The organism is Streptococcus pseudopneumoniae, from assembly GCF_001070815.1.
Classification (GTDB): domain Bacteria; phylum Bacillota; class Bacilli; order Lactobacillales; family Streptococcaceae; genus Streptococcus; species Streptococcus pseudopneumoniae_P.
This window is the reverse complement of the sequence record NZ_JVLX01000049.1, coordinates 41,964-67,093: the sequence shown is the minus strand read 5'-3', so window position 1 is coordinate 67,093 and position 25,130 is coordinate 41,964. Positions and strand designations below refer to the sequence as shown.

At 38.5% G+C, this 25,130-nt stretch carries 28 protein-coding genes; 25 read left to right on the top strand and 3 right to left on the bottom strand.

All coding sequences use genetic code 11. The features are described 5' to 3' along the window. The first annotated feature begins 5 nt into the window (after nucleotides 1-5). The 12 genes from yfmF (at nucleotide 6) to tsf (ending at nucleotide 11,203) form a co-directional block, all read left to right on the top strand. A complete protein-coding gene (gene yfmF / locus ADG81_RS05830; protein ID WP_049551185.1) occupies nucleotides 6-1,256 on the top strand; it encodes an EF-P 5-aminopentanol modification-associated protein YfmF in 1,251 nt (416 codons plus the stop codon). After that, a complete protein-coding gene (gene yfmH / locus ADG81_RS05825; protein WP_049551184.1) occupies nucleotides 1,253-2,536 on the top strand; it encodes an EF-P 5-aminopentanol modification-associated protein YfmH in 1,284 nt (427 codons plus the stop codon). The genes yfmF and yfmH overlap by 4 nt, the downstream gene beginning before the upstream one ends. Before the next feature lie 41 nt (nucleotides 2,537-2,577). Next, nucleotides 2,578-3,405, top strand: a complete 828-nt coding sequence (gene rodZ / locus ADG81_RS05820) for a cytoskeleton protein RodZ (protein WP_049551183.1) — start codon at nucleotides 2,578-2,580, stop codon at nucleotides 3,403-3,405. A 10-nt stretch (nucleotides 3,406-3,415) separates the two neighbouring features. Then, nucleotides 3,416-3,961 (top strand): CDP-diacylglycerol--glycerol-3-phosphate 3-phosphatidyltransferase, encoded by a 546-nt coding sequence (gene pgsA / locus ADG81_RS05815; protein WP_000712138.1) that lies wholly within the window; start codon nucleotides 3,416-3,418, stop codon nucleotides 3,959-3,961. After that, nucleotides 3,958-4,785: an energy-coupling factor ABC transporter ATP-binding protein gene (locus tag ADG81_RS05810; protein ID WP_049509629.1), complete on the top strand. Its 828-nt coding sequence runs from the start codon at nucleotides 3,958-3,960 to the stop codon at nucleotides 4,783-4,785. The genes pgsA and ADG81_RS05810 overlap by 4 nt, the downstream gene beginning before the upstream one ends. Continuing rightward, nucleotides 4,770-5,609 (top strand): energy-coupling factor transporter ATPase, encoded by an 840-nt coding sequence (locus tag ADG81_RS05805; RefSeq protein ID WP_049551182.1) that lies wholly within the window; start codon nucleotides 4,770-4,772, stop codon nucleotides 5,607-5,609. The genes ADG81_RS05810 and ADG81_RS05805 overlap by 16 nt, the downstream gene beginning before the upstream one ends. After that, nucleotides 5,602-6,396: an energy-coupling factor transporter transmembrane component T family protein gene (locus ADG81_RS05800; RefSeq protein ID WP_049551181.1), complete on the top strand. Its 795-nt coding sequence runs from the start codon at nucleotides 5,602-5,604 to the stop codon at nucleotides 6,394-6,396. The genes ADG81_RS05805 and ADG81_RS05800 overlap by 8 nt, the downstream gene beginning before the upstream one ends. Nucleotides 6,397-6,455: 59 nt before the next feature. Then, the gene (mreC, locus tag ADG81_RS05795) at nucleotides 6,456-7,274 is read left to right on the top strand and encodes a rod shape-determining protein MreC (RefSeq protein ID WP_049551180.1); all 819 of its coding nucleotides are present in this window, start codon (nucleotides 6,456-6,458) and stop codon (nucleotides 7,272-7,274) included. Further along, nucleotides 7,274-7,768, top strand: coding sequence for a rod shape-determining protein MreD (gene mreD, locus ADG81_RS05790; protein WP_049551179.1), 495 nt, complete (start codon nucleotides 7,274-7,276; stop codon nucleotides 7,766-7,768). The genes mreC and mreD overlap by 1 nt, the downstream gene beginning before the upstream one ends. Before the next feature lie 93 nt (nucleotides 7,769-7,861). Beyond that, entirely contained in the window at nucleotides 7,862-9,079 is a 1,218-nt protein-coding gene (pcsB, locus tag ADG81_RS05785; RefSeq protein WP_049551178.1) for a peptidoglycan hydrolase PcsB, read from the top strand. Between the two features lie 225 nt (nucleotides 9,080-9,304). Next, nucleotides 9,305-10,084 (top strand): 30S ribosomal protein S2, encoded by a 780-nt coding sequence (gene rpsB / locus ADG81_RS05780; RefSeq protein WP_000268459.1) that lies wholly within the window; start codon nucleotides 9,305-9,307, stop codon nucleotides 10,082-10,084. Nucleotides 10,085-10,162: 78 nt separating this feature from the next. Next, nucleotides 10,163-11,203, top strand: coding sequence for a translation elongation factor Ts (gene tsf, locus ADG81_RS05775; protein WP_000808076.1), 1,041 nt, complete (start codon nucleotides 10,163-10,165; stop codon nucleotides 11,201-11,203). Nucleotides 11,204-11,324: 121 nt separating this feature from the next. Here the strand turns inward: tsf and cysK are convergent, their stop codons facing one another. The 3 genes from cysK to ADG81_RS05760 form a co-directional block, all read right to left on the bottom strand. Next, complete coding sequence (gene cysK, locus ADG81_RS05770; protein ID WP_000029880.1) at nucleotides 11,325-12,251, bottom strand: cysteine synthase A; 927 nt, start codon at nucleotides 12,249-12,251, stop codon at nucleotides 11,325-11,327. A gap of 96 nt (nucleotides 12,252-12,347) precedes the next feature. After that, on the bottom strand, nucleotides 12,348-12,791 hold the full coding sequence (locus ADG81_RS05765; RefSeq protein WP_000863906.1) for a PH domain-containing protein: 444 nt from the start codon (nucleotides 12,789-12,791) through the stop codon (nucleotides 12,348-12,350). 15 nt (nucleotides 12,792-12,806) lie between these two features. After that, on the bottom strand, nucleotides 12,807-13,442 hold the full coding sequence (locus ADG81_RS05760) for a YigZ family protein (protein WP_000395748.1): 636 nt from the start codon (nucleotides 13,440-13,442) through the stop codon (nucleotides 12,807-12,809). Nucleotides 13,443-13,498: 56 nt separating this feature from the next. On the opposite strand from ADG81_RS05760, the gene ADG81_RS05755 reads away from it, so the two are divergent. The 13 genes from ADG81_RS05755 (at nucleotide 13,499) to ADG81_RS05695 (ending at nucleotide 25,129) form a co-directional block, all read left to right on the top strand. Next, on the top strand, nucleotides 13,499-14,797 hold the full coding sequence (locus ADG81_RS05755; RefSeq protein ID WP_004255320.1) for a DEAD/DEAH box helicase: 1,299 nt from the start codon (nucleotides 13,499-13,501) through the stop codon (nucleotides 14,795-14,797). Beyond that, a complete protein-coding gene (locus tag ADG81_RS05750; protein ID WP_004255321.1) occupies nucleotides 14,794-15,456 on the top strand; it encodes a ComF family protein in 663 nt (220 codons plus the stop codon). The genes ADG81_RS05755 and ADG81_RS05750 overlap by 4 nt, the downstream gene beginning before the upstream one ends. A 79-nt stretch (nucleotides 15,457-15,535) precedes the next feature. Next, entirely contained in the window at nucleotides 15,536-16,084 is a 549-nt protein-coding gene (gene hpf, locus ADG81_RS05745; protein ID WP_004255322.1) for a ribosome hibernation-promoting factor, HPF/YfiA family, read from the top strand. 135 nt (nucleotides 16,085-16,219) lie between these two features. Beyond that, on the top strand, nucleotides 16,220-18,193 hold the full coding sequence (locus tag ADG81_RS05740) for a DHH family phosphoesterase (protein ID WP_004255323.1): 1,974 nt from the start codon (nucleotides 16,220-16,222) through the stop codon (nucleotides 18,191-18,193). Further along, entirely contained in the window at nucleotides 18,190-18,642 is a 453-nt protein-coding gene (gene rplI / locus ADG81_RS05735; protein WP_004255324.1) for a 50S ribosomal protein L9, read from the top strand. The genes ADG81_RS05740 and rplI overlap by 4 nt, the downstream gene beginning before the upstream one ends. Before the next feature lie 43 nt (nucleotides 18,643-18,685). After that, on the top strand, nucleotides 18,686-20,038 hold the full coding sequence (gene dnaB, locus ADG81_RS05730) for a replicative DNA helicase (RefSeq protein ID WP_004255325.1): 1,353 nt from the start codon (nucleotides 18,686-18,688) through the stop codon (nucleotides 20,036-20,038). A gap of 1 nt (nucleotide 20,039) precedes the next feature. Further along, on the top strand, nucleotides 20,040-20,306 hold the full coding sequence (locus tag ADG81_RS05725; protein ID WP_001278169.1) for a Veg family protein: 267 nt from the start codon (nucleotides 20,040-20,042) through the stop codon (nucleotides 20,304-20,306). Nucleotides 20,307-20,395: 89 nt separating this feature from the next. Continuing rightward, nucleotides 20,396-21,514, top strand: coding sequence for a choline binding-anchored murein hydrolase CbpD (gene cbpD / locus ADG81_RS05720; RefSeq protein ID WP_020902625.1), 1,119 nt, complete (start codon nucleotides 20,396-20,398; stop codon nucleotides 21,512-21,514). 252 nt (nucleotides 21,515-21,766) lie between these two features. After that, the gene (locus ADG81_RS05715) at nucleotides 21,767-22,057 is read left to right on the top strand and encodes a thiamine-binding protein (protein WP_000647655.1); all 291 of its coding nucleotides are present in this window, start codon (nucleotides 21,767-21,769) and stop codon (nucleotides 22,055-22,057) included. After that, on the top strand, nucleotides 22,020-22,778 hold the full coding sequence (locus ADG81_RS05710) for an ABC transporter permease (protein ID WP_024057369.1): 759 nt from the start codon (nucleotides 22,020-22,022) through the stop codon (nucleotides 22,776-22,778). Before ADG81_RS05715 ends, ADG81_RS05710 begins: the two co-directional genes overlap by 38 nt. Before the next feature lie 38 nt (nucleotides 22,779-22,816). Beyond that, nucleotides 22,817-23,824: an ABC transporter substrate-binding protein gene (locus ADG81_RS05705; RefSeq protein ID WP_004255331.1), complete on the top strand. Its 1,008-nt coding sequence runs from the start codon at nucleotides 22,817-22,819 to the stop codon at nucleotides 23,822-23,824. Beyond that, nucleotides 23,824-24,552 carry an ABC transporter ATP-binding protein gene (locus ADG81_RS05700; RefSeq protein WP_020902628.1) on the top strand — a complete coding sequence of 243 codons (729 nt, stop codon included), beginning with the start codon at nucleotides 23,824-23,826 and terminating at the stop codon, nucleotides 24,550-24,552. The genes ADG81_RS05705 and ADG81_RS05700 overlap by 1 nt, the downstream gene beginning before the upstream one ends. A 118-nt stretch (nucleotides 24,553-24,670) precedes the next feature. Continuing rightward, nucleotides 24,671-25,129, top strand: a complete 459-nt coding sequence (locus tag ADG81_RS05695) for a CtsR family transcriptional regulator (RefSeq protein WP_004261972.1) — start codon at nucleotides 24,671-24,673, stop codon at nucleotides 25,127-25,129. Nucleotide 25,130 lies beyond the last annotated feature (1 nt).

Here is a 25,130-nt window from a genome sequence, read left to right as displayed (position 1 = left end):
AAATCATGGAGTTAGTGCATGGAATTTCAACACATTTTATCCAATCAAAAAAGTTTAAAACGAACAAAATAACCGTGCGTTTTACAGCTCCATTATCTCTTGATACGATTGCAGGTCGCATGTTGAGTGCGAGTATGCTAGAAACGGCCAACCAGATGTACCCCACTTCTCAAAATTTGAGTAAACACTTGGCCAGTCTATACGGTACAGATATGTCAACTAATTGTTTCAGAAGAGGGCGAAGTCATATTGTAGAATTGACATTCACTTATGTTCGTGATGAGTTTTTAAGTAGGAAAAATGTGCTAACTGCTCAGGTTTTGGAACTAGTAAAAGAAACTCTTTTTTCACCCGTAGTAGTTGATAATGGGTTTGATTCGGCCTTATTTGAAATTGAGAAAAAGCAATTGCTAGCAAGTTTAGCAGCTGATATGGATGATTCTTTTTATTTTGCACATAAAGAATTAGATAAATTATTTTTTCATGATGAACGTCTCAAATTGGAATACAGTGATTTACGAAATCGTATTTTAGCTGAAACTCCACAAAGTTCTTATTCTTGTTTCCAAGAATTTTTGGCTAATGATCGAATAGATTTCTTTTTCCTAGGTGACTTTAATGAGGTTGAAATTCAAAATGTATTAGAATCAGTTGGCTTCAAAGGTCGATATGGAGATGTGAAGGCTCAGTATTGTCAACCATATTCTAATATCCTTCAGGAAGGTATGATTCGGAAAAATGTGGGACAATCCATTTTGGAATTGGGTTATCATTGCCCTTCTGAATATGGTGATGAGCAACATTTACCCATGATTGTAATGAATGGTTTACTGGGCGGATTTGCTCACTCTAAACTCTTTACAAATGTTCGTGAAGATGCTGGATTAGCTTATACAATTTCCAGTCAGCTCGATTTATTTAGTGGGTTCTTGAGGATGTATGCTGGTATTGATCGAGAAAATCGGAACCAGGCTCGTAAAATGATGAATAATCAACTGCTTGATTTAAAAAAAGGATATTTTACAGAGCTTGAGTTAGAGCAGACCAAGGAGATGATTCGTCGGTCTTTGTTACTTTCTCAAGATAATCAATCTTCATTGATTGAACGTGCTTATCAAAATGCCTTACTTGGAAAATCTTCAGCAGACTTTAAAAGTTGGGTTGCAAAACTCGAGAAAGTTGACAAAGATGCTATTTGTAGAGCAGCTAATAATGTGAAACTACAAGCGATTTACTTTATGGAAGGAATAGAATGACAAAGGTTGTTTTTGAAGAAAAATACTATCCAGCTGTAAAAGAAATGGTTTATCGAACTCGTTTGTCAAATGGCTTGACAGTTGCTCTTTTGCCTAAAAAGGAATTTAAAGAGGTTTACGGGAGTGTAACTGTACAGTTTGGTTCGGTAGATACGCTTGTCACAGAAGTTGACGGATATGTAAAACAATATCCTGCGGGAATTGCTCATTTTCTTGAACATAAATTGTTTGAGAGAGAAAATGCTAGCGATTTGATGTCGGCTTTTACGAGTCTAGGTGCAGATAGTAATGCCTTTACAAGCTTTACAAAAACAAGCTATCTTTTTTCAGCAACGGATCATTTTTTAGAAAATTTGGACTTACTTGATGAATTGGTAACATCAGCACACTTTACTGAAGATTCCATTTTAAGAGAGCAGGATATTATCCAGCAAGAACGAGAAATGTATCAAGATGATCCAGATTCGTGTTTATTCTTTTCAACTTTAGCGAATTTGTATCCTGGTACACCTTTAGCAACTGATATAGTTGGAAGTGAGGAGTCAATTTCCCAAATCAATCTAACTAATTTGCAAGAAAATTTTACAAGATTTTACAAACCTGTAAACATGTCTCTGTTTTTAGTTGGTAATTTTGATGTGGATCAGGTACAGGATCATTTTGAAAGAAAAGAACTGGAAGATTTAGATGTTCAGGAACTAGCAAGAGAAAAGTTTGTTTTACAACCTGTAAAGCAAACAGACAGCATGAGGATGGAAGTATCTTCTCCCAAACTAGCGATTGGTGTTAGGGGTAAACAAGAAGTTGCTGAAGCGGATTGCTATCGATATCATATTTTATTAAAATTATTGTTTGCAATGATGTTTGGTTGGACTTCGGATCGTTTTCAGAAATTATATGAATCAGGTAAAATTGACGTATCCTTATCTCTGGAAGTTGAAGTAACAAGTCGCTTTCATTTTGTCATGTTGACAATGGATACAAAAGAGCCAGTTGCTTTATCTCATCAGTTTAGGAAGGCTATTCGTAATTTTACAAAGGATTTAGATATTACAGAGGATCATTTAGATATTATCAAAAGAGAGATGTTTGGAGAATTTTTCAGTAGCATGAACTCTCTTGAATTTATTGCAACGCAATATGATGCTTTTGAAAATGGTGAGACAATTTTTGATTTGCCAAAAATTTTACAGGAAATTACTTTAGAGGATGTCCTTGATGCTGGACATCATTTAATAGATGATGGTGATATAGTTGATTTTACAATATTCCCATCGTAGTAACCTATCATAATCGATACTAGAAAGAAGGAATGACAAGTATGAGGAAAAAAACAATTGGTGAGGTTTTACGTTTAGCTAGAACCAACCAAGGGTTGACTTTAGAAGAATTACACAAAAAAACAGAAATTCAGTTGGATATGTTGGAAGCGATGGAAGCTGATGATTTTGATCAACTTCCTAGTCCATTTTATACTCGTTCTTTTCTGAGAAAGTATGCGTGGGCAGTTGAAATAGATGAGCGAATTGTCTTGGATGCTTATGATTCTGGGAGCATGATTACTTATGAAGAAGTAGATGTTGATGAAGACGAGTTGACAGGCAGGAGACGTTCCAGTAAGAAAAATAAGGCATCATTTTTACCTTTATTTTATTTTATACTCTTTGCATTATCGATTGTCATTTTTGTGACCTATTATGTTTGGAATTATCTCCAGACTCAACCTGAGCGTTCATCTGCGTCTAGTTATAGTGTAGTCCAAGCAACAAGCTCAACTAGTTCTGTAACTTCATCCTCAAGTAGTAGTTCATCAAGTAGCTCTTCGAATATGGAACCAGCTATAACGGTATCAGGTGAAGGAAATCAAGTAGAAGTTGCTTATAAAACGAGTAAGGAAACTGCAAAATTACAATTATCAGTCTCAGATGCTAGAAGTTGGGTTAGTGTTTCAGAAAGTGAGCTTGAGGGTGGGGTGACCTTATCACCTGATAATAAAAGTGCGGAAACAACAGTTTCAACTAAAAATTCTGTCACCATTACTTTAGGTGTTGTCAAAGGTGTCGATTTAACAGTAGATAATCAGACTGTTGATTTATCGAAATTAACAGCTCAGACTGGACAAATCACTGTAACCTTTACTAAAAATTAAGGAAAAACGAATGAAAAAAGAACAAATTCCAAATCTCTTAACAATAGGTCGAATTCTCTTTATACCTATTTTTATCTTTATTTTAACGGTAGGAAATTCGATAGAGAGTCATATAGTAGCAGCTATTATCTTTGCTATTGCCAGTATTACAGATTATTTAGATGGATATTTAGCTCGTAAATGGAATGTGGTCAGTAATTTTGGTAAATTTGCAGATCCTATGGCGGATAAGTTATTAGTTATGTCGGCTTTTATTATGCTGATTGAGTTAGGTATGGCTCCGGCTTGGATTGTTGCAGTGATTATCTGTCGTGAGTTGGCTGTGACAGGTTTAAGGCTTTTATTGGTTGAAACTGGTGGAACGGTTTTAGCAGCAGCAATGCCTGGAAAAATTAAAACTTTCAGTCAGATGTTTGCCATTATTTTCTTGCTATTACATTGGACTTTGCTTGGCCAAGTTCTACTTTATGTAGCCTTGTTTTTCACTATCTACTCTGGCTATGATTATTTCAAGGGTAGTGCCTATGTATTTAAAGGGACATTTGGTTCGAAATGAAATCAATAATTGATGTAAAAAATCTTTCTTTTCGCTATAAGGAAAGTCAGGAATACTACGATGTGAAGGATATTACGTTTCACGTGAAACGTGGAGAATGGCTTTCGATTGTAGGGCATAATGGTAGTGGTAAATCAACGACTGTCCGGTTAATTGATGGCTTACTGGAAGCAGAATCTGGAGAGATTGTAATTGATGGCCAACGTTTGACTGAGGAAAATGTTTGGAATATACGTCGTCAAATCGGTATGGTTTTTCAAAATCCAGATAATCAATTTGTTGGAGCGACTGTTGAAGATGATGTTGCCTTTGGTTTGGAAAATCAGGGACTTTCTCGACAAGAAATGAAAAAAAGAGTGGAAGAAGCTTTGGATTTGGTTGGCATGTTGGACTTTAAAAAGAGAGAGCCAGCTCGTCTGTCAGGTGGTCAAAAGCAACGTGTGGCCATTGCAGGTGTTGTAGCCCTAAGACCAGCTATTTTAATCCTAGATGAAGCAACGAGCATGTTGGATCCTGAGGGACGTAGAGAACTGATTGAGACAGTAAAAGGAATTCGGAAAGACTATGATATGACGGTCATTTCCATCACACATGATTTGGAAGAAGTTGCCATGAGTGATCGTGTATTAGTCATGAAAAAAGGGGAAATTGAATCAACTAGTAGTCCAAGGGAACTTTTCTCTCGAAATGATTTAGATCAAATTGGATTAGATGATCCTTTTGCCAATCAATTAAAACATTCTTTGAGCCAGAATGGCTATGATTTGCCTGAAAATTATTTGACAGAAAGTGAGCTAGAGGATAAGCTATGGGAATTGCTCTAGAAAATGTGAGTTTTACGTATCAAGAAGGGACTCCCTTATCTTCAACAGCTTTGTCAGATGTTTCTTTGACGATTGAAGATGGTTCTTATACGGCTTTAATTGGCCACACAGGTAGTGGCAAATCAACTATTTTACAACTTTTAAATGGTTTATCGGTTCCAAGTCAAGGGAGTGTGCGGGTTTTTGATACCTTAATCACCTCGACTTCTAAAAATAAAGATATTCGTCAAATTAGAAAACAGGTTGGCTTGGTATTTCAGTTTGCTGAAAATCAGATTTTTGAAGAAACGGTTTTGAAGGATGTTGCTTTTGGACCGCAAAATTTTGGAGTTTCTGAAGAAGATGCGGAGCAGATTGCGCGTGAGAAACTGGCTCTGGTTGGAATTGATGAATCGCTTTATAATCGTAGTCCGTTTGAGCTGTCAGGTGGCCAAATGAGACGTGTCGCCATTGCAGGCATACTTGCCATGGAACCAGCCATATTAGTCTTAGATGAGCCCACAGCAGGCCTAGATCCCCTGGGAAGAAAAGAGCTGATGAATTTGTTTAAAAAACTCCACCAGTCAGGGATGACCATTGTCTTGGTAACGCATTTGATGGATGATGTTGCTGAATATGCCAATCAAGTCTATGTGATGGAAAAGGGACGTTTAGTTAAGGGTGGTAAACCAAGTGATGTCTTTCAAGATGTTGTCTTTATGGAAGAAGTGCAGTTGGGAGTACCTAAAATTACAGCCTTTTGTAAACGATTGGCTGATAGAGGCGTGTCATTTAAACGATTACCGATTAAGATAGAGGAGTTCAAGGAGTCGCTAAATGGATAGTATGATTTTGGGGCGTTATATCCCAGGGGATTCGATTGTTCACCGATTGGATCCACGTAGCAAATTACTGGCTATGATGCTACTGATTTTGATCGTTTTTTGGGCTAATAATTCCTTGACGAATCTAATTCTTTTTATAGCGACAGGGATATTTATTGCCTTGTCAGGAGTATCTCTTTCATTTTTTATTCAGGGCTTAAAGTCTATGTTTTTCTTGATTGCCTTCACAACTATTTTTCAACTATTTTTCATTTCTAATGGGAATGTTTTATTTGAGTTTTCGTTTGTGAGAATCACGGATTATGCTTTGCAACAAGCTGGGATTATTTTTTGTCGCTTTGTATTGATTATTTTCTTTTCAACTTTGTTAACCTTAACAACAATGCCCTTAAGTTTGGCCTCAGCTGTCGAAGCTTTGTTGGCGCCTTTAAAGCGTGTGAAAGTTCCAGTTCATGAAATTGGATTGATGCTGTCCATGAGTCTACGTTTTGTCCCAACATTAATGGATGATACGACGCGGATTATGAATGCACAGAAAGCGCGTGGAGTGGATTTTGGTGAAGGAAGCATTGTTCAAAAGGTGAAGGCTATGATTCCCATTTTGATTCCTCTTTTTGCGACAAGTTTAAAACGTGCGGATTCCTTGGCTATTGCTATGGAAGCGCGTGGTTATCAGGGTGGAAAAGGCAGAAGTCAATACAGACAATTGAAATGGACTCGAAAGGATACGCTGACCATTCTTGTTGTTCTCGTACTTGGTTGTTGTTTATTTTTCTTAAAATCTTAGTAGCTTTCAGGAATTGATAAAAAAGTTACTGTAACAGTTTTTGATATAAAGGTAGGGATATGAACCGTTTTAAAAAATCAAAATATATCATTATTGTTTTTGTCACTGTTTTGCTTGTGTCAGCTCTCTTAGCGACGACTTATTCAAGTACAATTGTGACAAAATTAGGAGATGGAATCTCATTGGTTGATAGAGTTGTTCAAAAACCTTTTCAGTGGTTTGATTCTGTCAAATCAGATTTGGCTCATTTGACACGAACTTATAATGAAAATGAAAGTTTGAAGAAACAGATTTACCAATTAGAAGTTAAATCAAATGAGGCGGAAAGTTTAAAGACGGAAAATGAACAATTGCGCCAATTGCTTGATATGAAGTCTAAGTTGCAAGCCACAAAGACTTTAGCAGCAGATGTTATTATGCGTTCTCCGGTATCTTGGAAACAGGAATTGACCCTGGATGCAGGCAAATCAAAAGGGGCTTCTGAAAACATGTTAGCCATTGCAAATGGTGGTTTGATTGGGAGTGTCTCAAAAGTAGAGGAGAATTCTACTATGGTCAACCTTCTGACAAATACGGAAAATGCTGATAAGATTTCTGTTAAAATTCAACATGGTTCTACTACAATTTATGGAATTATTGTTGGCTATGACAAGGAAAATGAAGTTCTCAAAATTAGTCAATTAAATAGTAGTAGCGATATTAGTGCAGGAGATAAGGTGACCACTGGTGGATTAGGAAACTTTAACGTTGCTGATATTCCTGTTGGTGAAGTGGTTGCTACAACACATAGTACGGACTACTTGACACGAGAAGTAACTGTTAAATTGAGTGCAGATACTCATAATGTGAATGTGATAGAATTAGTGGGGAATTCATAATGAGACAGTTGAAGCGGGTTGGAGTATTTTTATTGCTTCCTTTCTTTGTTCTGATGGATGCCCATATTAGCCAGCTTCTGGGCTCATTTTTTCCCCACGTGCAGTTGGCCAGTCATTTTCTATTTTTGTTTCTCTTATTTGAGACGATTGAAGTATCAGAGTATCTCTATTTAGTTTATTGTTTTGTAGTGGGTTTGGTTTATGACATTTACTTTTTCCACTTGATAGGGATTGCGACTCTGTTATTTGTCTTGTTGGGAGTATTTCTCCATAAATTTAATAGTGTTATTTTATTGAATCGTTTGACGAGAATGTTGGCAATTATTGTCATGACTTTTCTATTTGAGATGGGAGCTTATATACTTGCATTAGTGGTAGGTTTAACTGTGGATAGTATGTCTTTGTTTATAGTCTATAGTTTAGTGCCATCAATGATTTTGAACCTTATATGGATGATTATTTTTCAGTTTATTTTTGAAAAATTTTACCTATAAGAAAGAAATAAAAATGTAACAAAGGCGTAATATTCATTAGGCCTTTTTTTGGTATACTAGTAGTGTCTTTAAAAGAAGGAGTATCTACGAAATATGAAGAAAAAAATCTTAGCGTCACTTTTACTAAGTACAGTAATGGTTTCTCAAGTAGCTGTTTTGACAACTGCGCATGCAGAAACTACTGATGACAAAATTGCTGCTCAAGATAATAAAATTAGTAACTTAACAGCACAACAACAAGAAGCCCAAAAACAAGTTGATCAAATTCAGGAGCAAGTATCTGCTATTCAAACAGAGCAATCAAACTTGCAATCTGAAAATGATAGACTACAAGCAGAATCTAAAAAGCTTGAGGGTGAAATTACAGAACTTTCTAAGAATATTGTATCTCGCAATGATTCATTGCAAAAACAAGCTCGTAGTGCTCAAACAAATGGAGCTGCAACAAATTACATCAATACAATTGTAAATTCAAAATCAATTACAGAAGCTATTTCACGTGTTGCTGCAATGAGTGAAATCGTATCTGCAAACAACAAGATGTTGGAACAACAAAAAGCAGATAAAAAAGCTATTTCTGAAAAACAAGTAGCAAACAATGATGCAATTAATACAGTTATTGCAAATCAGCAAAAACTAGCTGATGATGCTCAATCATTAACTACAAAACAAGCTGAGTTGAAAGCTGCAGAATTGAATCTTGCTGCTGAAAAGGCTACTGCAGAGGATGAAAAAGCAAGTTTACTTGAGAAAAAAGCTGCAGCGGAAGCAGAAGCTAAAGCAGCTGCAGAAGCAGAAGCAGCCTACAAAGCTAAACAGGCAAGTCAACAACAAACAGTTGTTGCTTCTGGGAATACAACTTTCACTGCACAAGTTCAAGCAGTATCTAGTTCTTCTGAATCATCTTCAAGCAGTGCTTCAACAGAATCAACAAGCTACACTCCTGCACCAGTAAAACATCGCCCAACATACAGTACAAATGCTTCAAGTTATCCAACTGGTGAGTGTACATGGGGAGCTAAAACATTAGCACCTTGGGCTGGAGATTACTGGGGTAATGGAGCACAGTGGGCTACAAGTGCAGCTGCTGCAGGATTCCGCACAGGATCTACACCTCAAGTTGGTGCCATTGCATGTTGGAATGATGGTGGATATGGACACGTAGCCGTGGTTACAGCTGTTTCATCATCAACAAGTATCCAAGTATCTGAATCAAACTATGGTGGAAACCGTACAATCGGAAATAAACGTGGTTGGTTCAATCCTACTACAACTTCAGAAGGTTTTGTAACATACATCTATCCAAACTAATGAATGAAACAAAGAGGCTCGATTTGAGTCTCTTTTATGATTTATATAGTTACCTTACTTTAAAAATCTGCTAAAATGGCTTGAAAATATTGAAAAAGTATGGTAAAATGAAACTTGTCGTGTGAACGATAATACTCATTCTTGATGAATTGTGAAACAGTTGCCTTTGGGTCGTTTTGCGAGTTGAAGTCAAGAAGAGGAAAAAAACAAAAAGGAGAAATACTCATGGCAGTAATTTCAATGAAACAACTTCTTGAGGCTGGTGTACACTTTGGTCACCAAACTCGTCGCTGGAACCCTAAGATGGCTAAGTACATCTTCACTGAGCGTAACGGAATCCACGTTATCGACTTGCAACAAACTGTAAAATACGCTGACCAAGCTTACGATTTCATGCGTGATGCAGCAGCTAACGATGCAGTTGTATTGTTTGTTGGTACTAAGAAACAAGCAGCTGATGCAGTTGCTGAAGAAGCAGTACGTTCAGGTCAATACTTCATCAACCACCGTTGGTTGGGTGGAACTCTTACAAACTGGGGAACAATCCAAAAACGTATCGCTCGTTTGAAAGAAATCAAACGTATGGAAGAAGATGGAACTTTCGAAGTTCTTCCTAAGAAAGAAGTTGCACTTCTTAACAAACAACGTGCACGTCTTGAAAAATTCTTGGGTGGTATCGAAGATATGCCTCGTATCCCAGATGTGATGTACGTAGTTGACCCACACAAAGAGCAAATCGCTGTTAAAGAAGCTAAAAAATTGGGAATCCCAGTTGTAGCGATGGTTGACACAAATACTGATCCAGATGATATCGATGTAATCATCCCAGCTAACGATGATGCTATCCGCGCTGTTAAATTGATCACAGCTAAATTGGCTGACGCTATCATCGAAGGACGTCAAGGTGAAGATGCAGCAGCAGTTGAAGCAGAATTTGCAGCTTCAGAAGCTCAAGCAGATTCAATCGAAGAAATCGTTGAAGTTGTAGAAGGCGACAACGCTTAATTCATATAAATAGTAATTACCTAGGAGGGCGGGGCTTAGCCCGGCTCTCCTATTTTTAAAAAATATAGGAGAATCAAAATGGCAGAAATTACAGCTAAACTTGTAAAAGAGTTGCGTGAAAAATCTGGTGCCGGAGTTATGGACGCTAAAAAAGCGCTTGTAGAAACAGACGGTGACATCGAAAAAGCGATTGAATTGCTTCGTGAAAAAGGTATGGCTAAGGCAGCTAAGAAGGCTGACCGTGTTGCTGCAGAAGGTTTGACTGGTGTTTATGTTAACGGTAATGTTGCAGCAGTTATTGAAGTAAACGCTGAAACTGACTTCGTTGCGAAAAACGCTCAATTCGTTGAATTGGTAAATACTACAGCTAAAGTTATTGCTGAAGGAAAACCTGTTAATAATGAAGAAGCACTTGCTTTGACAATGCCTTCAGGTGAAACTCTTGAAGCTGCATACGTATCTGCAACAGCAACTATCGGAGAAAAAATCTCATTCCGTCGCTTCGCATTGATTGAAAAAACAGACGCACAACACTTTGGAGCTTACCAACATAACGGTGGACGTATAGGTGTTATTTCAGTTGTTGAAGGTGGAGACGAAGCACTTGCTAAACAATTGTCAATGCACATCGCAGCGATGAAACCAACAGTTCTTTCTTACAAAGAATTGGATGAGCAATTCGTTAAAGATGAGTTGGCGCAATTGAACCACGTAATCGACCAAGACAATGAAAGCCGTGCAATGGTTAACAAACCAGCTCTTCCACACTTGAAGTATGGATCAAAATCTCAATTGACTGATGAAGTGATTGCTCAAGCTGAAGCTGACATCAAAGCTGAGTTGGCTGCAGAAGGTAAACCAGAAAAAATCTGGGACAAAATCATCCCAGGTAAAATGGATCGCTTCATGCTTGACAACACTAAAGTTGACCAAGCTTACACACTTCTTGCACAAGTATACATCATGGATGACAGCAAGACAGTTGAAGCATACCTTGAATCAGTTAACGCTTCAGTAGTTGAGTTCGCTCGCTTTGAAGTTGGTGAAGGTATCGAGAAAGCTGCAAACGACTTTGAAGCTGAAGTTGCAGCTACAATGGCAGCAGCCTTGAATAACTAATAATAAAAAGGAAGCCAAATTGCTTCCTTTTTTCTATGCAGTCGATTTTTATAGGGAGATGTTCCTATTTTTAAGGTATAAATAAAAAGCCCTATAATAAGGGCTAAGTGTATTTAGGAGACTACACTTCAAATTCATAGAGTGCTGTAGAGAGATAACGTTCACCGTTATCTGGTGCTAGAGCAAGAACTTTTTTACCTGTACCTAATTTCTTGGCAACCTCGATGGCTCCGTAGATAGCTGCAGCTGAAGAAATACCAACAAGGAATCCTTCTTTTCCACCAATCTCACGGCCGAGTGCTAGTGCATCGTCTGATGTTACACGAACAATACCATCATAGGCATTTGTATCAAGTGTATCAGGAATAAATCCAGCTGAGATACCTTGAATTTTGTGTGGTCCAGGTTTTTCACCAGATAGAATAGCAGATTCGTCTGCCTCTACTGCAAAAACTTGAATGTTAGAATTTGCTGATTTGAGTGCATGAGAAACACCAGAAATCGTTCCACCGGTACCCACTCCAGCAACAAAGGCATCTAGTCCATCTTTACCGAAAGCAGCTAGTATTTCAGCTCCTGTTGTTCTTTCGTGTACTTCTGGATTAGCTGGATTGTCAAATTGAAGAGGAAGGAAACCATCACGTTCAGCAGCGATTTCTTGAGCTTTAGCAATAGCGCCTTTCATTCCCTCACTACCAGGAGTTAGGACGAGTTCAGCACCATAAGCTTGGATAATCTTACGTCGTTCTACACTCATAGTTTCAGGCATAACGATGACGACTTTATACCCTTTAGCAGCACCTACCCATGAAAGTCCAATACCAGTGTTTCCACTTGTTGCTTCAACAATTGTAGAACCTGGTTTCAGAATACCGTCTTGTTCAGCTTTTTCAATCATGCTAAGAGCAATACGATCTTTTACAGAAGAACCAGGGTTGAATGCTTCAAGCTTTACATAGACGTCCGCAGCCCCTTCTGGCACGATGTTGTTGAGTTTAACAATCGGAGTTTGACCGATTAATTCAGTAATGTTGTTATAAATAGACATATGAATACCTCTTTGTATAAGATATTTCTAGTATAACGCTATCTATACCATTTGTAAAATATAGAAATCCTATCGAAGTGATAGGATTTTTTTATATCACAGGTCTAAGCCGTTAATTTTCAAGCGATTGTGATAAGCTAATTCTAATAAATAGGTGTAAAGTGGAATGATATCCGTTTTCTTAGGGAATTCAAATTTATGAGCATTAAAATGCTCATTGTGTGCTTTTAGAAAGACATTTTCTAAATAAGTAATAGTAATTTCACTATCATCTATACCTGCTCCTGCAGTTTCCATTTCAACGTTAACAATGTTCATCAAAAAGATTGATTTAATAGACATCTTACGACCAGTAGCGCCTTGTTTATCTGTAAAGATAATACGGATATTTGTAAATATAATTGAATCACGAATCAGTTTATATCCACTTTGAATTTCTTCATTTTCTAGTAGATATTGTCCATATTCTTTGATAAGAGTTTCTTTGTTTTGCTCGCTAAAGTTACCAGCGAGTCCTTGAATGAATTTACCAAATGCCATATTTTTCTCCTTTGTTTACACTAAGTTTACAGGAACTTCAACTTCTCGTAAACCTTGATCAGTTAAAGTGACTTTTCCATTAAAAAACTCTACAAGTGCAGCTTTAATAGTTTCTTTTTCTTCTTTATCAACATAAATCATCGTATCGACTTGATCTGTAAAGTTTGTATCCAGTTCCATGAGATTATATTCCTTAAGGAAGTTACTGTACTCTTGGTACTGAGCGTAAGACATTTGAATAGCAATGCCAGCCTGTTCCTTTATTTCAATGATGCCAATTTCTTTGACAGCTAAGGCAACACTGCCAGCGTAAGCACGAATCAATCCTCCAGCGCCTAGTTTAATGCCACCAAAGTAGCGTGTCACTACCACACAGACATTAGTAAGATTGTGATTTTCTAGTACCCCAAGCATGGGAACGCCAGCAGTCCCACTGGGCTCACCATCATCACTTGTCCGTTTGATTCCACTACGTTCCCCAATAATGAAGGCAGAGCAGTTATGAGTAGCTTTGTAGTGCTCTTTCTTGATGGCAGTAATGAAGTCACGAGCCTCTTCTTCGCTATAAACACGCTTGGCATGACAGATAAAGCGGGATTTTTTGATTTCTTCTTGGACTTGTCCGTCCTCTTTAATTGTTCTAAATTCCATGATTTAATTGTACTAAAAAATCATTTAAAGCGCTAGGTTTTTACGAATAAAGAAGTATGAAAGTAAATCCAAATTATCTCGGTCGCTTGTTTACTGAGAATGAATTAACAGAAGAGGAACGTCAGTTGGCGGAGAAACTTCCAGCAATGAGAAAGGAGAAAGGGAAACTTTTCTGTCAACGTTGTAATAGTACTATTCTAGAAGAATGGTATTTGCCCATCGGTACTTACTATTGTAGGGAGTGTTTACTGATGAAGCGAGTCAGGAGTGATCAATCTTTATACTATTTCCCACAGGAGGATTTTCCGAAGCAAGATGTTCTTAAATGGCGTGGTCAATTAACCCCTTTTCAAGATAAGGTATCACAGGGACTGCTTCAAGCGGTAGACAAGCAAGAGCCAAGCTTGGTTCACGCTGTAACAGGAGCTGGAAAGACAGAAATGATTTATCAAGTAGTAGCTAAAGTGATCAATGCGGGTGGTGCAGTGTGTTTGGCCAGTCCTCGCATAGACGTTTGTTTGGAGCTGTATAAGCGCCTGCAAAAGGATTTTGCTTGTGAGATAGCCCTCCTACATGGAGAATCAGAGCCGTATTTTCGAACACCACTAGTTGTTGCGACGACCCATCAGTTATTGAAGTTTTATCAAGCTTTTGATTTACTGATAGTGGATGAAGTAGATGCCTTTCCTTATGTTGACAATCCTATGCTTTACCATGCTGTCAAGAATAGTGTAAAGGAGAATGGCTTGAGAATCTTTTTAACAGCAACTTCTACCGATGAGTTAGATAGGAAGGTTCGCATCGGAGAATTAAAACGATTGAGTTTGCCAAGACGATTTCATGGAAATCCTTTGATTATTCCTAAACCTGTCTGGTTATCCGATTTTAATCACTGTTTAGAGAAAAGTCGGTTGTCACCAAAGCTAAAGTCTTATATTGAGAAGCAGAGAAAGACAGGTTATCCGTTACTCATTTTTGCTTCAGAGATTAAGAAAGGGGAACAGTTAAAAGAAATCATACAGGAGCAATTTCCAAATGAGAAAATTGGCTTTGTATCTTCTATCACAGAAAATCGATTAGAGCAGGTACAAGCTTTTCGAGATAGAGAACTGACAATACTTATCAGTACGACAATATTGGAGCGTGGAGTTACCTTCCCTTGTGTTGACGTTTTCGTAGTAGAGGCCAATCATCGTCTGTTTACCAAGTCTAGTTTAATACAGATTGGAGGACGTGTCGGTCGGAGTATGGACAGACCGACAGGAGATTTGCTTTTCTTCCATGACGGGTTAAATGCTTCAATCAAAAAGGCAATTAAGGAAATTCAGCAGATGAATAAGGAGGCGGGGCTATGAAGTGCTTATTATGTGGGCAGACTATGAAGGCTGTTTTAACTTTTAGTAGTCTCTTACTTCTGAAGAATGATGACTCTTGTCTTTGTTCAGACTGTGACTCTACTTTTGAGAGGATTGGAGAAGAAAACTGCCCAAACTGTATGAAAACAGGTTTGTCAACAAAGTGTCAAGATTGTCAATTTTGGTGTAAAGAAGAAGTTGAAGTCAGTCATAGAGCGATTTTTACTTACAATCAAGCTATGAAGGATTTTTTCAGTCGGTATAAGTTTGATGGAGACTTCCTTTTAAGAAAAGTTTTTGCTTCAGTTTTAAGTGAGGAGTTAAAAAAGTACAAAGAGTATCAATTTGTTGTAATTCCCCTAAGTCCTGAAAGATTGCTCGAGAGGGGATTTAACCAGGTTGAAGGTTTAGTTGAAGCAGCAGAGTTCTCTTTGCAAGACTTACTAGAGAAGAGAGAAGAGCGGGCCAGTTCTTCCAAAAATCGTTCAGAACGCTTGGGGACAGAACTTCCTTTCTTTATTAAAAGGGGAGTCACTATTCCTAAAAAAATCCTACTTATAGATGACATTTATACTACTGGAACAACTATAAATCGTGTGAAGAAGCTGTTGGAAGAAGCTGGTGCTGAGGATGTAAAAACATTTTCCCTTGTAAGATGAGGAAAAAATTTGCAAAAATAAAATGAAAGCGTTATAATGAAATCAGAAAAACAAAAATGTTTAGAAAGAAGGTACTCATATGATTAAATATAGTATCCGTGGTGAAAACCTAGAAGTAACAGAAGCAATTCGTGATTATGTAGTTTCTAAACTCGAAAAGATCGAAAAGTATTTTCAAGCTGAACAAGAGTTGGATGCTCGAGTAAACTTGAAGGTGTATCGTGAAAAAACGGCTAAAGTGGAGGTGACGATTCCGCTTGGTTCAATTACTCTTCGTGCAGAAGATGTGTCTCAAGATATGTATGGTTCAATTGACCTTGTAACCGATAAAATTGAACGTCAGATTCGTAAAAATAAAACAAAAATCGAGCGTAAAAATAAAAACAAGGTAGCAACTAGTCAATTATTTACAGATGCTTTGGTGGAAGATACAAATGTTGTCCAATCTAGAGTTGTTCGTTCAAAACAAATTGATTTAAAACCAATGGATTTGGAAGAAGCTATTCTACAGATGGATTTGTTGGGACATGATTTCTTTATCTATGTGGATGTTGAAGATCAGACAACCAATGTGATTTATCGTCGTGAAGATGGCGAGATTGGCTTGTTAGAAGTTAAAGAATCTTAATTTCAATATGTGTAAAGGAAGGTTTACTAAATTGTAAACCTCCTTTTTCTTATAATTGATAGAATTACTGATTACACTTTTAAAAAGTCGCTTTTTGGTGGTTATTATGGTATAATGGGTGCCAAGAGGTTTGGAATGAAAAAATTTTATGTAAGTCCTATTTTCCCCTTAATATTAGGAATAGTGGCGTTCGGAGTGCTATCTGTGCAACTTGTTTTTGTAACGAATACACTGGTAACGCTATTTCTTTTGCTACTTATTTTGGGTTCATATATTTTACTATTCATCCATCAGAGAGACTACTACTCAAGGAGTGAAGTAGAACAAATCCAGTATGTAAACCACCAAGCTGAAGAAAGTTTGACAACCTTGTTAGAACAGATGCCTGTCGGAGTTATTAAATTAGACTTGTCGTCAGGTGAAGTTGAATGGTTTAATCCTTATGCTGAATTGATTTTGACTAATGAAGTGGGCGAAATTGATGTGGCATTAATTCAAACAATTATCAAGGCTTCTGTGGGGAATCCAGGTTCTTATGCCACCTTGGGTGAGACCCGCTATTCGGTTCATATGGACAAGGTGTCTGGAGTTCTTTACTTCTTTGATGTGTCTGGAGAATACGAAGCGACTGTTGAGTTAGTAACGAGTCGACCTGTGATTGGGATCGTTTCCGTTGACAACTATGATGATTTAGAAGATGAAACATCGGAGTCTGATATCAGTCATATCAATAGTTTTGTAGCCAATTTTGTTTCAGAATTTGCTGGGAAGCATGCCATGTTCTCCCGTCGAGTGAGTATGGACCGTTTCTATCTCTTTACGGACTACACGGTACTTGAGGGATTGATGAATGATAAATTTTCTGTTATCGATGCTTTCAGAGAAGAGTCAAAACAGAGACAGTTGCCTTTGACCTTAAGTATGGGCTTTTCTTATGGTGATGGAAATCATGATGAGATAGGTAAAGTTGCATTACTCAACTTGAACTTGGCTGAAGTGCGTGGTGGAGACCAGGTGGTTGTCAAGGAGAACGACGAAACGAAAAATCCAGTTTATTTTGGTGGTGGGTCTGCTGCGTCAATCAAGCGTACACGAACACGTACGCGCGCTATGATGACGGCTATTTCAGATAAAATTAGAAGTGTAGATCAGGTTTTTGTAGTTGGTCATAAAAACCTTGATATGGATGCTTTGGGTTCTGCTGTAGGTATGAAGTTATTTGCTAGTAATGTAACAGAAAATAGTTATGCTCTTTATGATGAAAATCAAATGTCACCAGATATTGAACGAGCTGTTGCATTCTTAGAAAAAGAAGGAGTTACGAAGTTGTTGTCTGTTAAGGATGCAATGGGGATGGTGACCAATCGTTCTTTGTTGATTCTTGTAGACCATTCAAAGACAGCTTTAACTTTATCAAAAGATTTTTATGATTTGTTTACCCAAACTATTGTTATTGACCACCATCGAAGGGATCAGGATTTCCCAGACAATGCAGTTATCACTTATATCGAAAGTGGTGCAAGCAGTGCCAGTGAGTTGGTAACGGAATTGATTCAGTTCCAGAATTCTAAGAAAAATCGTTTGAGTCGTATGCAAGCAAGTGTTTTAATGGCTGGTATGATGTTGGATACTAAAAATTTCACCTCACGAGTGACTAGTCGGACATTTGATGTTGCTAGCTATCTCAGAACGCGCGGAAGCGATAGTATTGCTATCCAGGAAATCGCTGCGACGGATTTTGAAGAATATCGTGAGGTCAATGAACTGATTTTACAGGGACGTAAATTAGGTTCAGATGTACTGATAGCAGAGGCTAAGGACTCGAAATGCTATGATACAGTTGTTATTAGTAAGGCAGCAGATGCCATGTTAGCTATGTCGGGCATTGAAGCGAGTTTTGTTCTTGCGAAGAATACACAAGGATTTATCTCTATCTCAGCTCGCAGTCGTAGTAAACTGAATGTACAACGGATCATGGAAGAGCTGGGAGGTGGAGGCCACTTTAATTTGGCAGCAGCTCAAATTAAGGATTTAACCTTGTCAGAAGCAGGTGAAAAACTGACAGAAATTGTATTAAATGAAATAAAGGAAAAGGAGAAAGAAGAATGAAAGTAATCTTTTTAGCAGATGTTAAAGGAAAAGGTAAAAAAGGTGAAATTAAGGAAGTACCAACAGGGTATGCACAAAACTTTCTTATCAAAAAGAATTTAGCAAAAGAAGCAACTGCTCAAGCTGTAGGTGAACTTCGTGGTAAACAAAAATCAGAAGAGAAAGCTCACGCTGAGATGATTGCAGAAGCAAAAGCAATTAAAGACCAACTAGAAGCAGAAGAAACGGTTGTAGAATTTGTTGAAAAAGTTGGTCCAGATGGTCGTACCTTTGGTTCCATTACCAATAAGAAAATTGCAGAAGAATTGCAAAAGCAATTTGGAATTAAGATTGATAAGCGTCATATTCAAGTACAAGCTCCGATTCGAGCAGTTGGTTTGATCGATGTACCAGTGAAAATCTATCAAGATATCACAGGTGTGATCAATCTTCGTGTGAAAGAAGGGTAAATTTACACTTTCTTGACAAGATTGTAAAAGGAAGGGAAGTCTGATGGCAGAAGTAGAAGAGTTACGAGTACAACCTCAAGATATCTTAGCTGAGCAATCCGTTTTAGGGGCTATCTTTATTGACGAGAGTAAGCTTGTTTTTGTGCGAGAATATATTGAGTCTCGGGACTTTTTTAAGTATGCCCATCGTTTGATTTTCCAAGCTATGGTCGATTTATCCGATCGTGGCGATGCTATAGATGCAACAACGGTTCGTACCATTCTTGATAATCAAGGTGATTTACAGAATATTGGTGGCTTGTCTTACCTGGTTGAGATTGTCAATTCTGTGCCAACTTCTGCTAATGCGGAGTATTATGCTAAGATTGTTGCAGAGAAGGCCATGCTACGTCGATTAATCTCCAAGTTGACAGAGTCTGTCAATCAAGCTTACGAGGCTTCGCAACCAGCTGATGAAATCATTGCTCAGGCAGAAAAAGGCCTGATTGATGTCAGCGAAAATGCTAATCGAAGTGGATTTAAGAACATTCGAGATGTGTTGAATATCAACTTTGGAAATCTGGAAACTCGCTCGCAACAAACGACCGATATTACAGGTATTGCGACAGGCTATCGTGACTTGGATCATATGACGACTGGACTTCATGAGGAGGAGTTGATTATCCTAGCAGCCCGTCCAGCGGTTGGTAAGACAGCCTTTGCATTGAATATTGCTCAGAATATTGGGACTAAGTTGGACAAAACGGTTGCTATTTTTTCACTCGAAATGGGTGCGGAAAGTCTAGTGGACCGTATGTTGGCGGCAGAAGGCTTGGTGGAATCGCATTCTATCCGTACGGGTCAATTGACTGATGAGGAGTGGCAAAAATATACCATTGCTCAAGGGAACCTAGCTAATGCAAGTATCTATATCGATGATACGCCAGGGATTCGGATTACAGAGATTCGTTCTCGTTCTCGTAAACTGGCTCAAGAAACTGGAAATCTTGGTTTGATTTTAATAGACTATTTGCAGCTTATCACGGGAACTGGTCGGGAAAATCGTCAACAAGAGGTTTCAGAAATTTCACGTCAGTTGAAAATTTTAGCTAAGGAACTGAAGGTTCCAGTAATCGCTCTAAGTCAGCTTTCTCGTGGTGTAGAACAACGCCAGGATAAGAGACCGGTCTTGTCTGATATTCGTGAATCTGGTTCTATTGAGCAGGACGCTGATATCGTAGCCTTTCTTTATCGCGACGACTACTATGAGCGTGGTGGTGAAGAAGAGGAAGGCATACCAAACAATAAGGTAGAAGTTATTATAGAGAAAAACCGTAGTGGAGCTCGTGGAACGGTGGAATTAATTTTCCAAAAAGAATACAATAAATTTTCAAGTATCTCAAAGAGGGAGGCATAAGATGTCAGATGCATTTACAGATGTAGCCAAGATGAAAAAAATAAAAGAAGAAATCAAGGCACATGAGGGACAAGTCGTAGAAATGACTTTGGAGAATGGTCGTAAGCGCCAAAAAAATAGATTGGGTAAGCTAATTGAGGTTTATCCATCCCTATTTATCGTTGAATTTGGGAACGTTGAAGGAGATAAACAAGCTAATGTTTACGTTGAATCCTTTACTTACTCAGATATCCTTACAGAAAAGAATTTGATTCATTATCTTGACTAAAGTGAGAAATTTTCTCACTTTTTCTTTTTTTCTCCGAATAGTTTAAGTGAAGGTAATCTTCGATTTATATTATTTTTCAAGGAGGAAGAATGAAAATTTCACCATTTAAAGTAGCAGAGACAAGATTTTCTTTTAGAAAATCAGCTAAAAAGGTTGTTCCCTTTTTAGTAGTAGGATTGATGTTAGCAGCGGGTAATAGTGTATATGCCTATTCCGGAGGAAATGGATCGATTGCGCGTGGGGATGATTATCCTGCTCATTATAAAAATGGGAGCCAGGAGATTGATAAGTGGCGCATGTATTCTCGTCAGTGTACTTCTTTTGCAGCCTTTCGTTTGAGTAATGTCAATGGTTTTGAGATTCCGGCGGCTTATGGGAATGCGAATGAATGGGGCTATCGTGCTCGTCGTGAAGGCTATCGTGTCGATAATAGACCAGCGATTGGCTCCATTGCTTGGTCGACTGCAGGAACTTATGGTCATGTTGCTTGGGTGTCAAATGTAATAGGAGATGAGATTGAGATTGAAGAATACAATTATGGAATAAGGGAATCTTACAATAAGCGCGTCGTGAAGGCGAATACTATGACTGGCTTTATTCATTTTAAAGATTTAGCTGGTGGCAGTGTTGGGAATAGTCAATCCTCAGTTTCAACAGGAGGAACACATTATTTTAAGACTAAGGCTGCTATCAAAAATCAGCCTCTAGCTGGCGCAACTGCAATTGATTACTATTATCCTGGGGAGAATGTTCATTATGATCAAATTCTCGAAAAAGATGGGTACAAGTGGTTGAGTTATACGGCTTATAACGGAAGTCGTCGCTATATCCAGCTAGAGGGAGTAACCTCTTCACAGAATTATCAGAATCAATCAGGAAATAGCTCTAACTATGGATCCAATAACAGTTCAACTGTCGGTTGGAAGAAAATAAATGGTAGTTGGTATCATTTTAAATCAAATGGATCTAAATCAACAGGCTGGCTGAAAGATGGATCTAGTTGGTATTATTTGAAATCATCTGGTGAAATGCAGACAGGCTGGTTAAAGGAAAATGGTCTGTGGTATTATTTAGATAGTTCAGGGGCAATGAAAACGGGGTGGTATCAAGTCTCTGGTAAGTGGTATTATTCTTACTCTTCAGGCGCCTTAGCTGTCAATACGACAGTGGATGGCTACAGAGTAAATAGTGATGGAGAACGAGTATAGAAAATGGGAGTAGGAAAATTTCCTACTCTTTTCTGTAAGCAGTTTCCTTGACATTTTTTTTGTTTTGCGCTATCATATGTCCATATAATATATGGGAGTCTGTGTACAGTCTGAGAGGAAGCGTTAAGCTTCGACCGCACCTGATCTGGGTAATGCCAGCGTAGGGAACGATACTTAGTCTACTCTTGACCTTTTCCATATATGGCAAAGGTTTTTCTTTTTGTCAAAGGAAAACGAGAAGAGGAGGTTCTTATGAAAGCAAGCATCGCCTTGCAAATTTTACCCCTATCACAGGGGATTGATCGGATTGCTGTTATCGATCAAGTCATTGCTTATCTGCAAGCTCAAGAGGTGACTATGGTGGTGACACCATTTGAAACGGTCTTGGAAGGGGAGTTTGATGAGCTTATGCGCATTCTCAAAGAAGCGCTAGAAGTGGCAGGGCAGGAGGCAGATAATGTTTTTGCCAATGTCAAAATAAATGTAGGAGAGATTTTAAGTATTGATGAGAAACTTGAAAAGTATACTGAGACGACACATTAGTCTATTGGGCTTTATGGGGGTCTTGTCAATCTGGCAGTTAGCAGGTTTTCTTAAACTTCTCCCCAAGTTTATCCTGCCGACACCTCTTGAAATTCTCCTGTCCTTTGTTCGTGATAGAGAATTTCTCTGGCACCATAGCTGGGCCACCTTGAGAGTGGCTTTATTGGGACTGATTTTGGGAGTCTTGATTGCCTGTCTCATGGCTGTGCTTATGGACAGTTTGACTTGGCTTAACGATCTGATTTACCCTATGATGGTGGTTGTTCAGACTATCCCGACCATTGCCATAGCCCCTATCCTGGTTTTGTGGCTCGGTTATGGGATTTTGCCCAAGATTGTCTTGATTATCTTGACAACAACCTTTCCTATCATCGTCAGCATTTTGGACGGTTTTAGGCATTGTGACAAGGATATGCTGACCTTGTTTAGTCTGATGCGGGCCAAACCTTGGCAAATCCTGTGGCATTTTAAAATCCCTGTCAGTCTGCCTTACTTTTATGCTGGTCTGAGGGTCAGTGTCTCCTACGCCTTTATCACAACAGTAGTATCTGAGTGGTTGGGAGGCTTTGAAGGACTAGGTGTCTACATGATTCAGTCCAAGAAACTGTTTCAGTATGATACTATGTTTGCTATTATTATTCTGGTATCGATTATCAGTCTTCTCGGTATGAAGCTGGTTGATGTCAGTGAAAAATATGTTATTAAATGGAAACGTTCGTAGAATAAGAATGTTTCTGAAAAAGAAAAGAGGAAATTGAAATGAAGAAAACATGGAAAGTGTTTTTAACTGTTTTAACAGCTCTTGTAGCTGTTGTGCTTGTGGCCTGTGGTCAAGGAACTGCTTCTAAGGATAATAAGGAAGCAGAACTCAAGAAGATTGACTTTATCCTAGACTGGACGCCAAATACCAACCACACAGGGCTTTATGTGGCCAAGGAAAAAGGTTATTTCAAAGAAGCTGGAGTGGATGTTGATTTGAAATTGCCACCAGAAGAAAGTTCTTCTGACTTGGTTATTAACGGTAAGGCACCATTTGCAGTCTATTTCCAAGACTATATGGCTAAAAAATTGGAAAAAGGCGCAGGAATCACTGCCGTTGCAGCTATCGTAGAACACAATACATCAGGAATCATCTCTCGTAAATCTGACAATGTAGCTAGTCCAAAAGACTTGGTTGGTAAGAAATACGGAACTTGGAATGACCCAACTGAACTTGCTATGTTGAAAACCTTGGTAGAATCTCAAGGTGGAGACTTTGAGAAGGTTGAAAAAGTACCAAATAACGACTCAAACTCAATCACACCGATTGCCAATGGCGTCTTTGATACTGCTTGGATCTACTACGGTTGGGATGGTATCCTTGCTAAATCACAAGGTGTAGATGCTAACTTCATGTACTTGAAAGACTATGTCAAGGAGTTTGACTACTATTCACCAGTTATCATCGCAAACAACGACTATTTGAAAGACAACAAAGAAGAAGCTCGCAAAGTTATCCAAGCTATCAAAAAAGGCTACCAATATGCTATGGAGCATCCAGAGGAAGCAGCTGATATCCTCATCAAAAATGCACCTGAACTCAAGGAAAAACGTGACTTTGTCATCGAATCTCAAAAATACTTGTCAAAAGAATACGCAAGCGACAAGGAAAAATGGGGGCAATTTGATGCAGCTCGCTGGAATGCCTTCTACAAATGGGATAAAGAAAATGGTATCCTTAAAGAAGATTTGACAGACAAAGGCTTCACCAACGAATTTGTGAAATAATGACAGAAATTAGACTAGAACACGTCAGTTATGCCTATGGTCAGGAGAGGATTTTAGAGGACATCAATCTGAAAGTCACTTCAGGTGAAGTGGTTTCTATCCTAGGCCCAAGTGGTGTTGGTAAGACTACGCTTTTCAACTTAATTGCGGGGATTTTAGAAGTTCAGTCAGGGAGAATTGTCCTTGATGGTGAAGAAAATCCCAAGGGGCGCGTGAGTTATATGTTACAAAAGGATCTGCTCTTGGAGCACAAGACGGTGCTTGGTAATATCATTCTGCCCCTCTTGATTCAAAAGGTGGATAAGGCAGAAGCTATTGCTCGCGCAGATGAAATTCTTGCGACCTTCCAGTTGACAGCTGTAAGAGATAAATACCCTCATGAACTCAGTGGTGGGATGCGTCAGCGTGTAGCTTTACTCCGAACCTATCTTTTCGGGCACAAGCTCTTTCTCTTGGATGAGGCTTTTAGCGCCTTGGATGAGATGACCAAGATGGAACTCCACGCTTGGTACCTTGAGATTCACAAGCAGTTGCAGCTAACAACCTTGATTATCACGCATAGTATCGAGGAGGCCCTCAGTCTCAGCGACCGCATCTATATCTTGAAAAATCGTCCTGGGCAGATTGTTTCAGAAATTAAACTAGATTGGTCTGAAGATGAGGACAAAGAAGTCCAAAAGATTGCCTATAAACGTCAAATTTTGGTAGAATTAGGCTTAGATAAGTAGAAAAATAGGGAGTTGGTGAAGATTATCCTTTACCAGCGCCCTTTTTCTTTTAAAAATGAGAAAATTTCGGTATAATAGTCAAAGATAGTCAAGGTTTAAAGAGAGAGGTGGGTTTGTAATGAGATTTAAAAATACATCGGATCATATTGAGGCCTACATCAAGGCGATTTTAGATCAATCTGGAATTGTGGAGTTGCAACGGAGTCAGTTGGCGGATACTTTTCAGGTTGTTCCCAGTCAGATTAACTATGTGATCAAGACACGCTTTACGGAAAGTAGAGGCTACTTGGTTGAAAGTAAGCGTGGTGGTGGAGGCTACATTCGTATAGGACGGATTGAGTTTTCTAGTCATCATGAAATGCTCAGGGAGCTGCTTTACTCAATTGGTGAGCGGGTCAGTCAAGAAATTTATGAGGATATTCTACAGCTTTTGGTTGAGCAGGAATTGATGACCAAGCAAGAGATGAATTTGCTGGTAGCAGTAGCTTTGGATCGCGTTCTAGGAGAAGAAGCTCCAGTTGTTCGAGCTAATATGCTACGACAGGTCATACAAGAGGTAGATAGAAAAGGGAAGTAAG

Coding starts and splice junctions, on each gene's coding strand:
- yfmF (WP_049551185.1), top strand. CDS start 6: ATGGAGTTAGTGCATGGAATTTCAACACATTTTATCCAATCAAAAAAG.
- yfmH (WP_049551184.1), top strand. CDS start 1,253: ATGACAAAGGTTGTTTTTGAAGAAAAATACTATCCAGCTGTAAAAGAA.
- rodZ (WP_049551183.1), top strand. CDS start 2,578: ATGAGGAAAAAAACAATTGGTGAGGTTTTACGTTTAGCTAGAACCAAC.
- pgsA (WP_000712138.1), top strand. CDS start 3,416: ATGAAAAAAGAACAAATTCCAAATCTCTTAACAATAGGTCGAATTCTC.
- ADG81_RS05810 (WP_049509629.1), top strand. CDS start 3,958: ATGAAATCAATAATTGATGTAAAAAATCTTTCTTTTCGCTATAAGGAA.
- ADG81_RS05805 (WP_049551182.1), top strand. CDS start 4,770: ATGGGAATTGCTCTAGAAAATGTGAGTTTTACGTATCAAGAAGGGACT.
- ADG81_RS05800 (WP_049551181.1), top strand. CDS start 5,602: ATGGATAGTATGATTTTGGGGCGTTATATCCCAGGGGATTCGATTGTT.
- mreC (WP_049551180.1), top strand. CDS start 6,456: ATGAACCGTTTTAAAAAATCAAAATATATCATTATTGTTTTTGTCACT.
- mreD (WP_049551179.1), top strand. CDS start 7,274: ATGAGACAGTTGAAGCGGGTTGGAGTATTTTTATTGCTTCCTTTCTTT.
- pcsB (WP_049551178.1), top strand. CDS start 7,862: ATGAAGAAAAAAATCTTAGCGTCACTTTTACTAAGTACAGTAATGGTT.
- rpsB (WP_000268459.1), top strand. CDS start 9,305: ATGGCAGTAATTTCAATGAAACAACTTCTTGAGGCTGGTGTACACTTT.
- tsf (WP_000808076.1), top strand. CDS start 10,163: ATGGCAGAAATTACAGCTAAACTTGTAAAAGAGTTGCGTGAAAAATCT.
- cysK (WP_000029880.1), bottom strand. CDS start 12,251: ATGTCTATTTATAACAACATTACTGAATTAATCGGTCAAACTCCGATT.
- ADG81_RS05765 (WP_000863906.1), bottom strand. CDS start 12,791: ATGGCATTTGGTAAATTCATTCAAGGACTCGCTGGTAACTTTAGCGAG.
- ADG81_RS05760 (WP_000395748.1), bottom strand. CDS start 13,442: ATGGAATTTAGAACAATTAAAGAGGACGGACAAGTCCAAGAAGAAATC.
- ADG81_RS05755 (WP_004255320.1), top strand. CDS start 13,499: ATGAAAGTAAATCCAAATTATCTCGGTCGCTTGTTTACTGAGAATGAA.
- ADG81_RS05750 (WP_004255321.1), top strand. CDS start 14,794: ATGAAGTGCTTATTATGTGGGCAGACTATGAAGGCTGTTTTAACTTTT.
- hpf (WP_004255322.1), top strand. CDS start 15,536: ATGATTAAATATAGTATCCGTGGTGAAAACCTAGAAGTAACAGAAGCA.
- ADG81_RS05740 (WP_004255323.1), top strand. CDS start 16,220: ATGAAAAAATTTTATGTAAGTCCTATTTTCCCCTTAATATTAGGAATA.
- rplI (WP_004255324.1), top strand. CDS start 18,190: ATGAAAGTAATCTTTTTAGCAGATGTTAAAGGAAAAGGTAAAAAAGGT.
- dnaB (WP_004255325.1), top strand. CDS start 18,686: ATGGCAGAAGTAGAAGAGTTACGAGTACAACCTCAAGATATCTTAGCT.
- ADG81_RS05725 (WP_001278169.1), top strand. CDS start 20,040: ATGTCAGATGCATTTACAGATGTAGCCAAGATGAAAAAAATAAAAGAA.
- cbpD (WP_020902625.1), top strand. CDS start 20,396: ATGAAAATTTCACCATTTAAAGTAGCAGAGACAAGATTTTCTTTTAGA.
- ADG81_RS05715 (WP_000647655.1), top strand. CDS start 21,767: ATGAAAGCAAGCATCGCCTTGCAAATTTTACCCCTATCACAGGGGATT.
- ADG81_RS05710 (WP_024057369.1), top strand. CDS start 22,020: ATGAGAAACTTGAAAAGTATACTGAGACGACACATTAGTCTATTGGGC.
- ADG81_RS05705 (WP_004255331.1), top strand. CDS start 22,817: ATGAAGAAAACATGGAAAGTGTTTTTAACTGTTTTAACAGCTCTTGTA.
- ADG81_RS05700 (WP_020902628.1), top strand. CDS start 23,824: ATGACAGAAATTAGACTAGAACACGTCAGTTATGCCTATGGTCAGGAG.
- ADG81_RS05695 (WP_004261972.1), top strand. CDS start 24,671: ATGAGATTTAAAAATACATCGGATCATATTGAGGCCTACATCAAGGCG.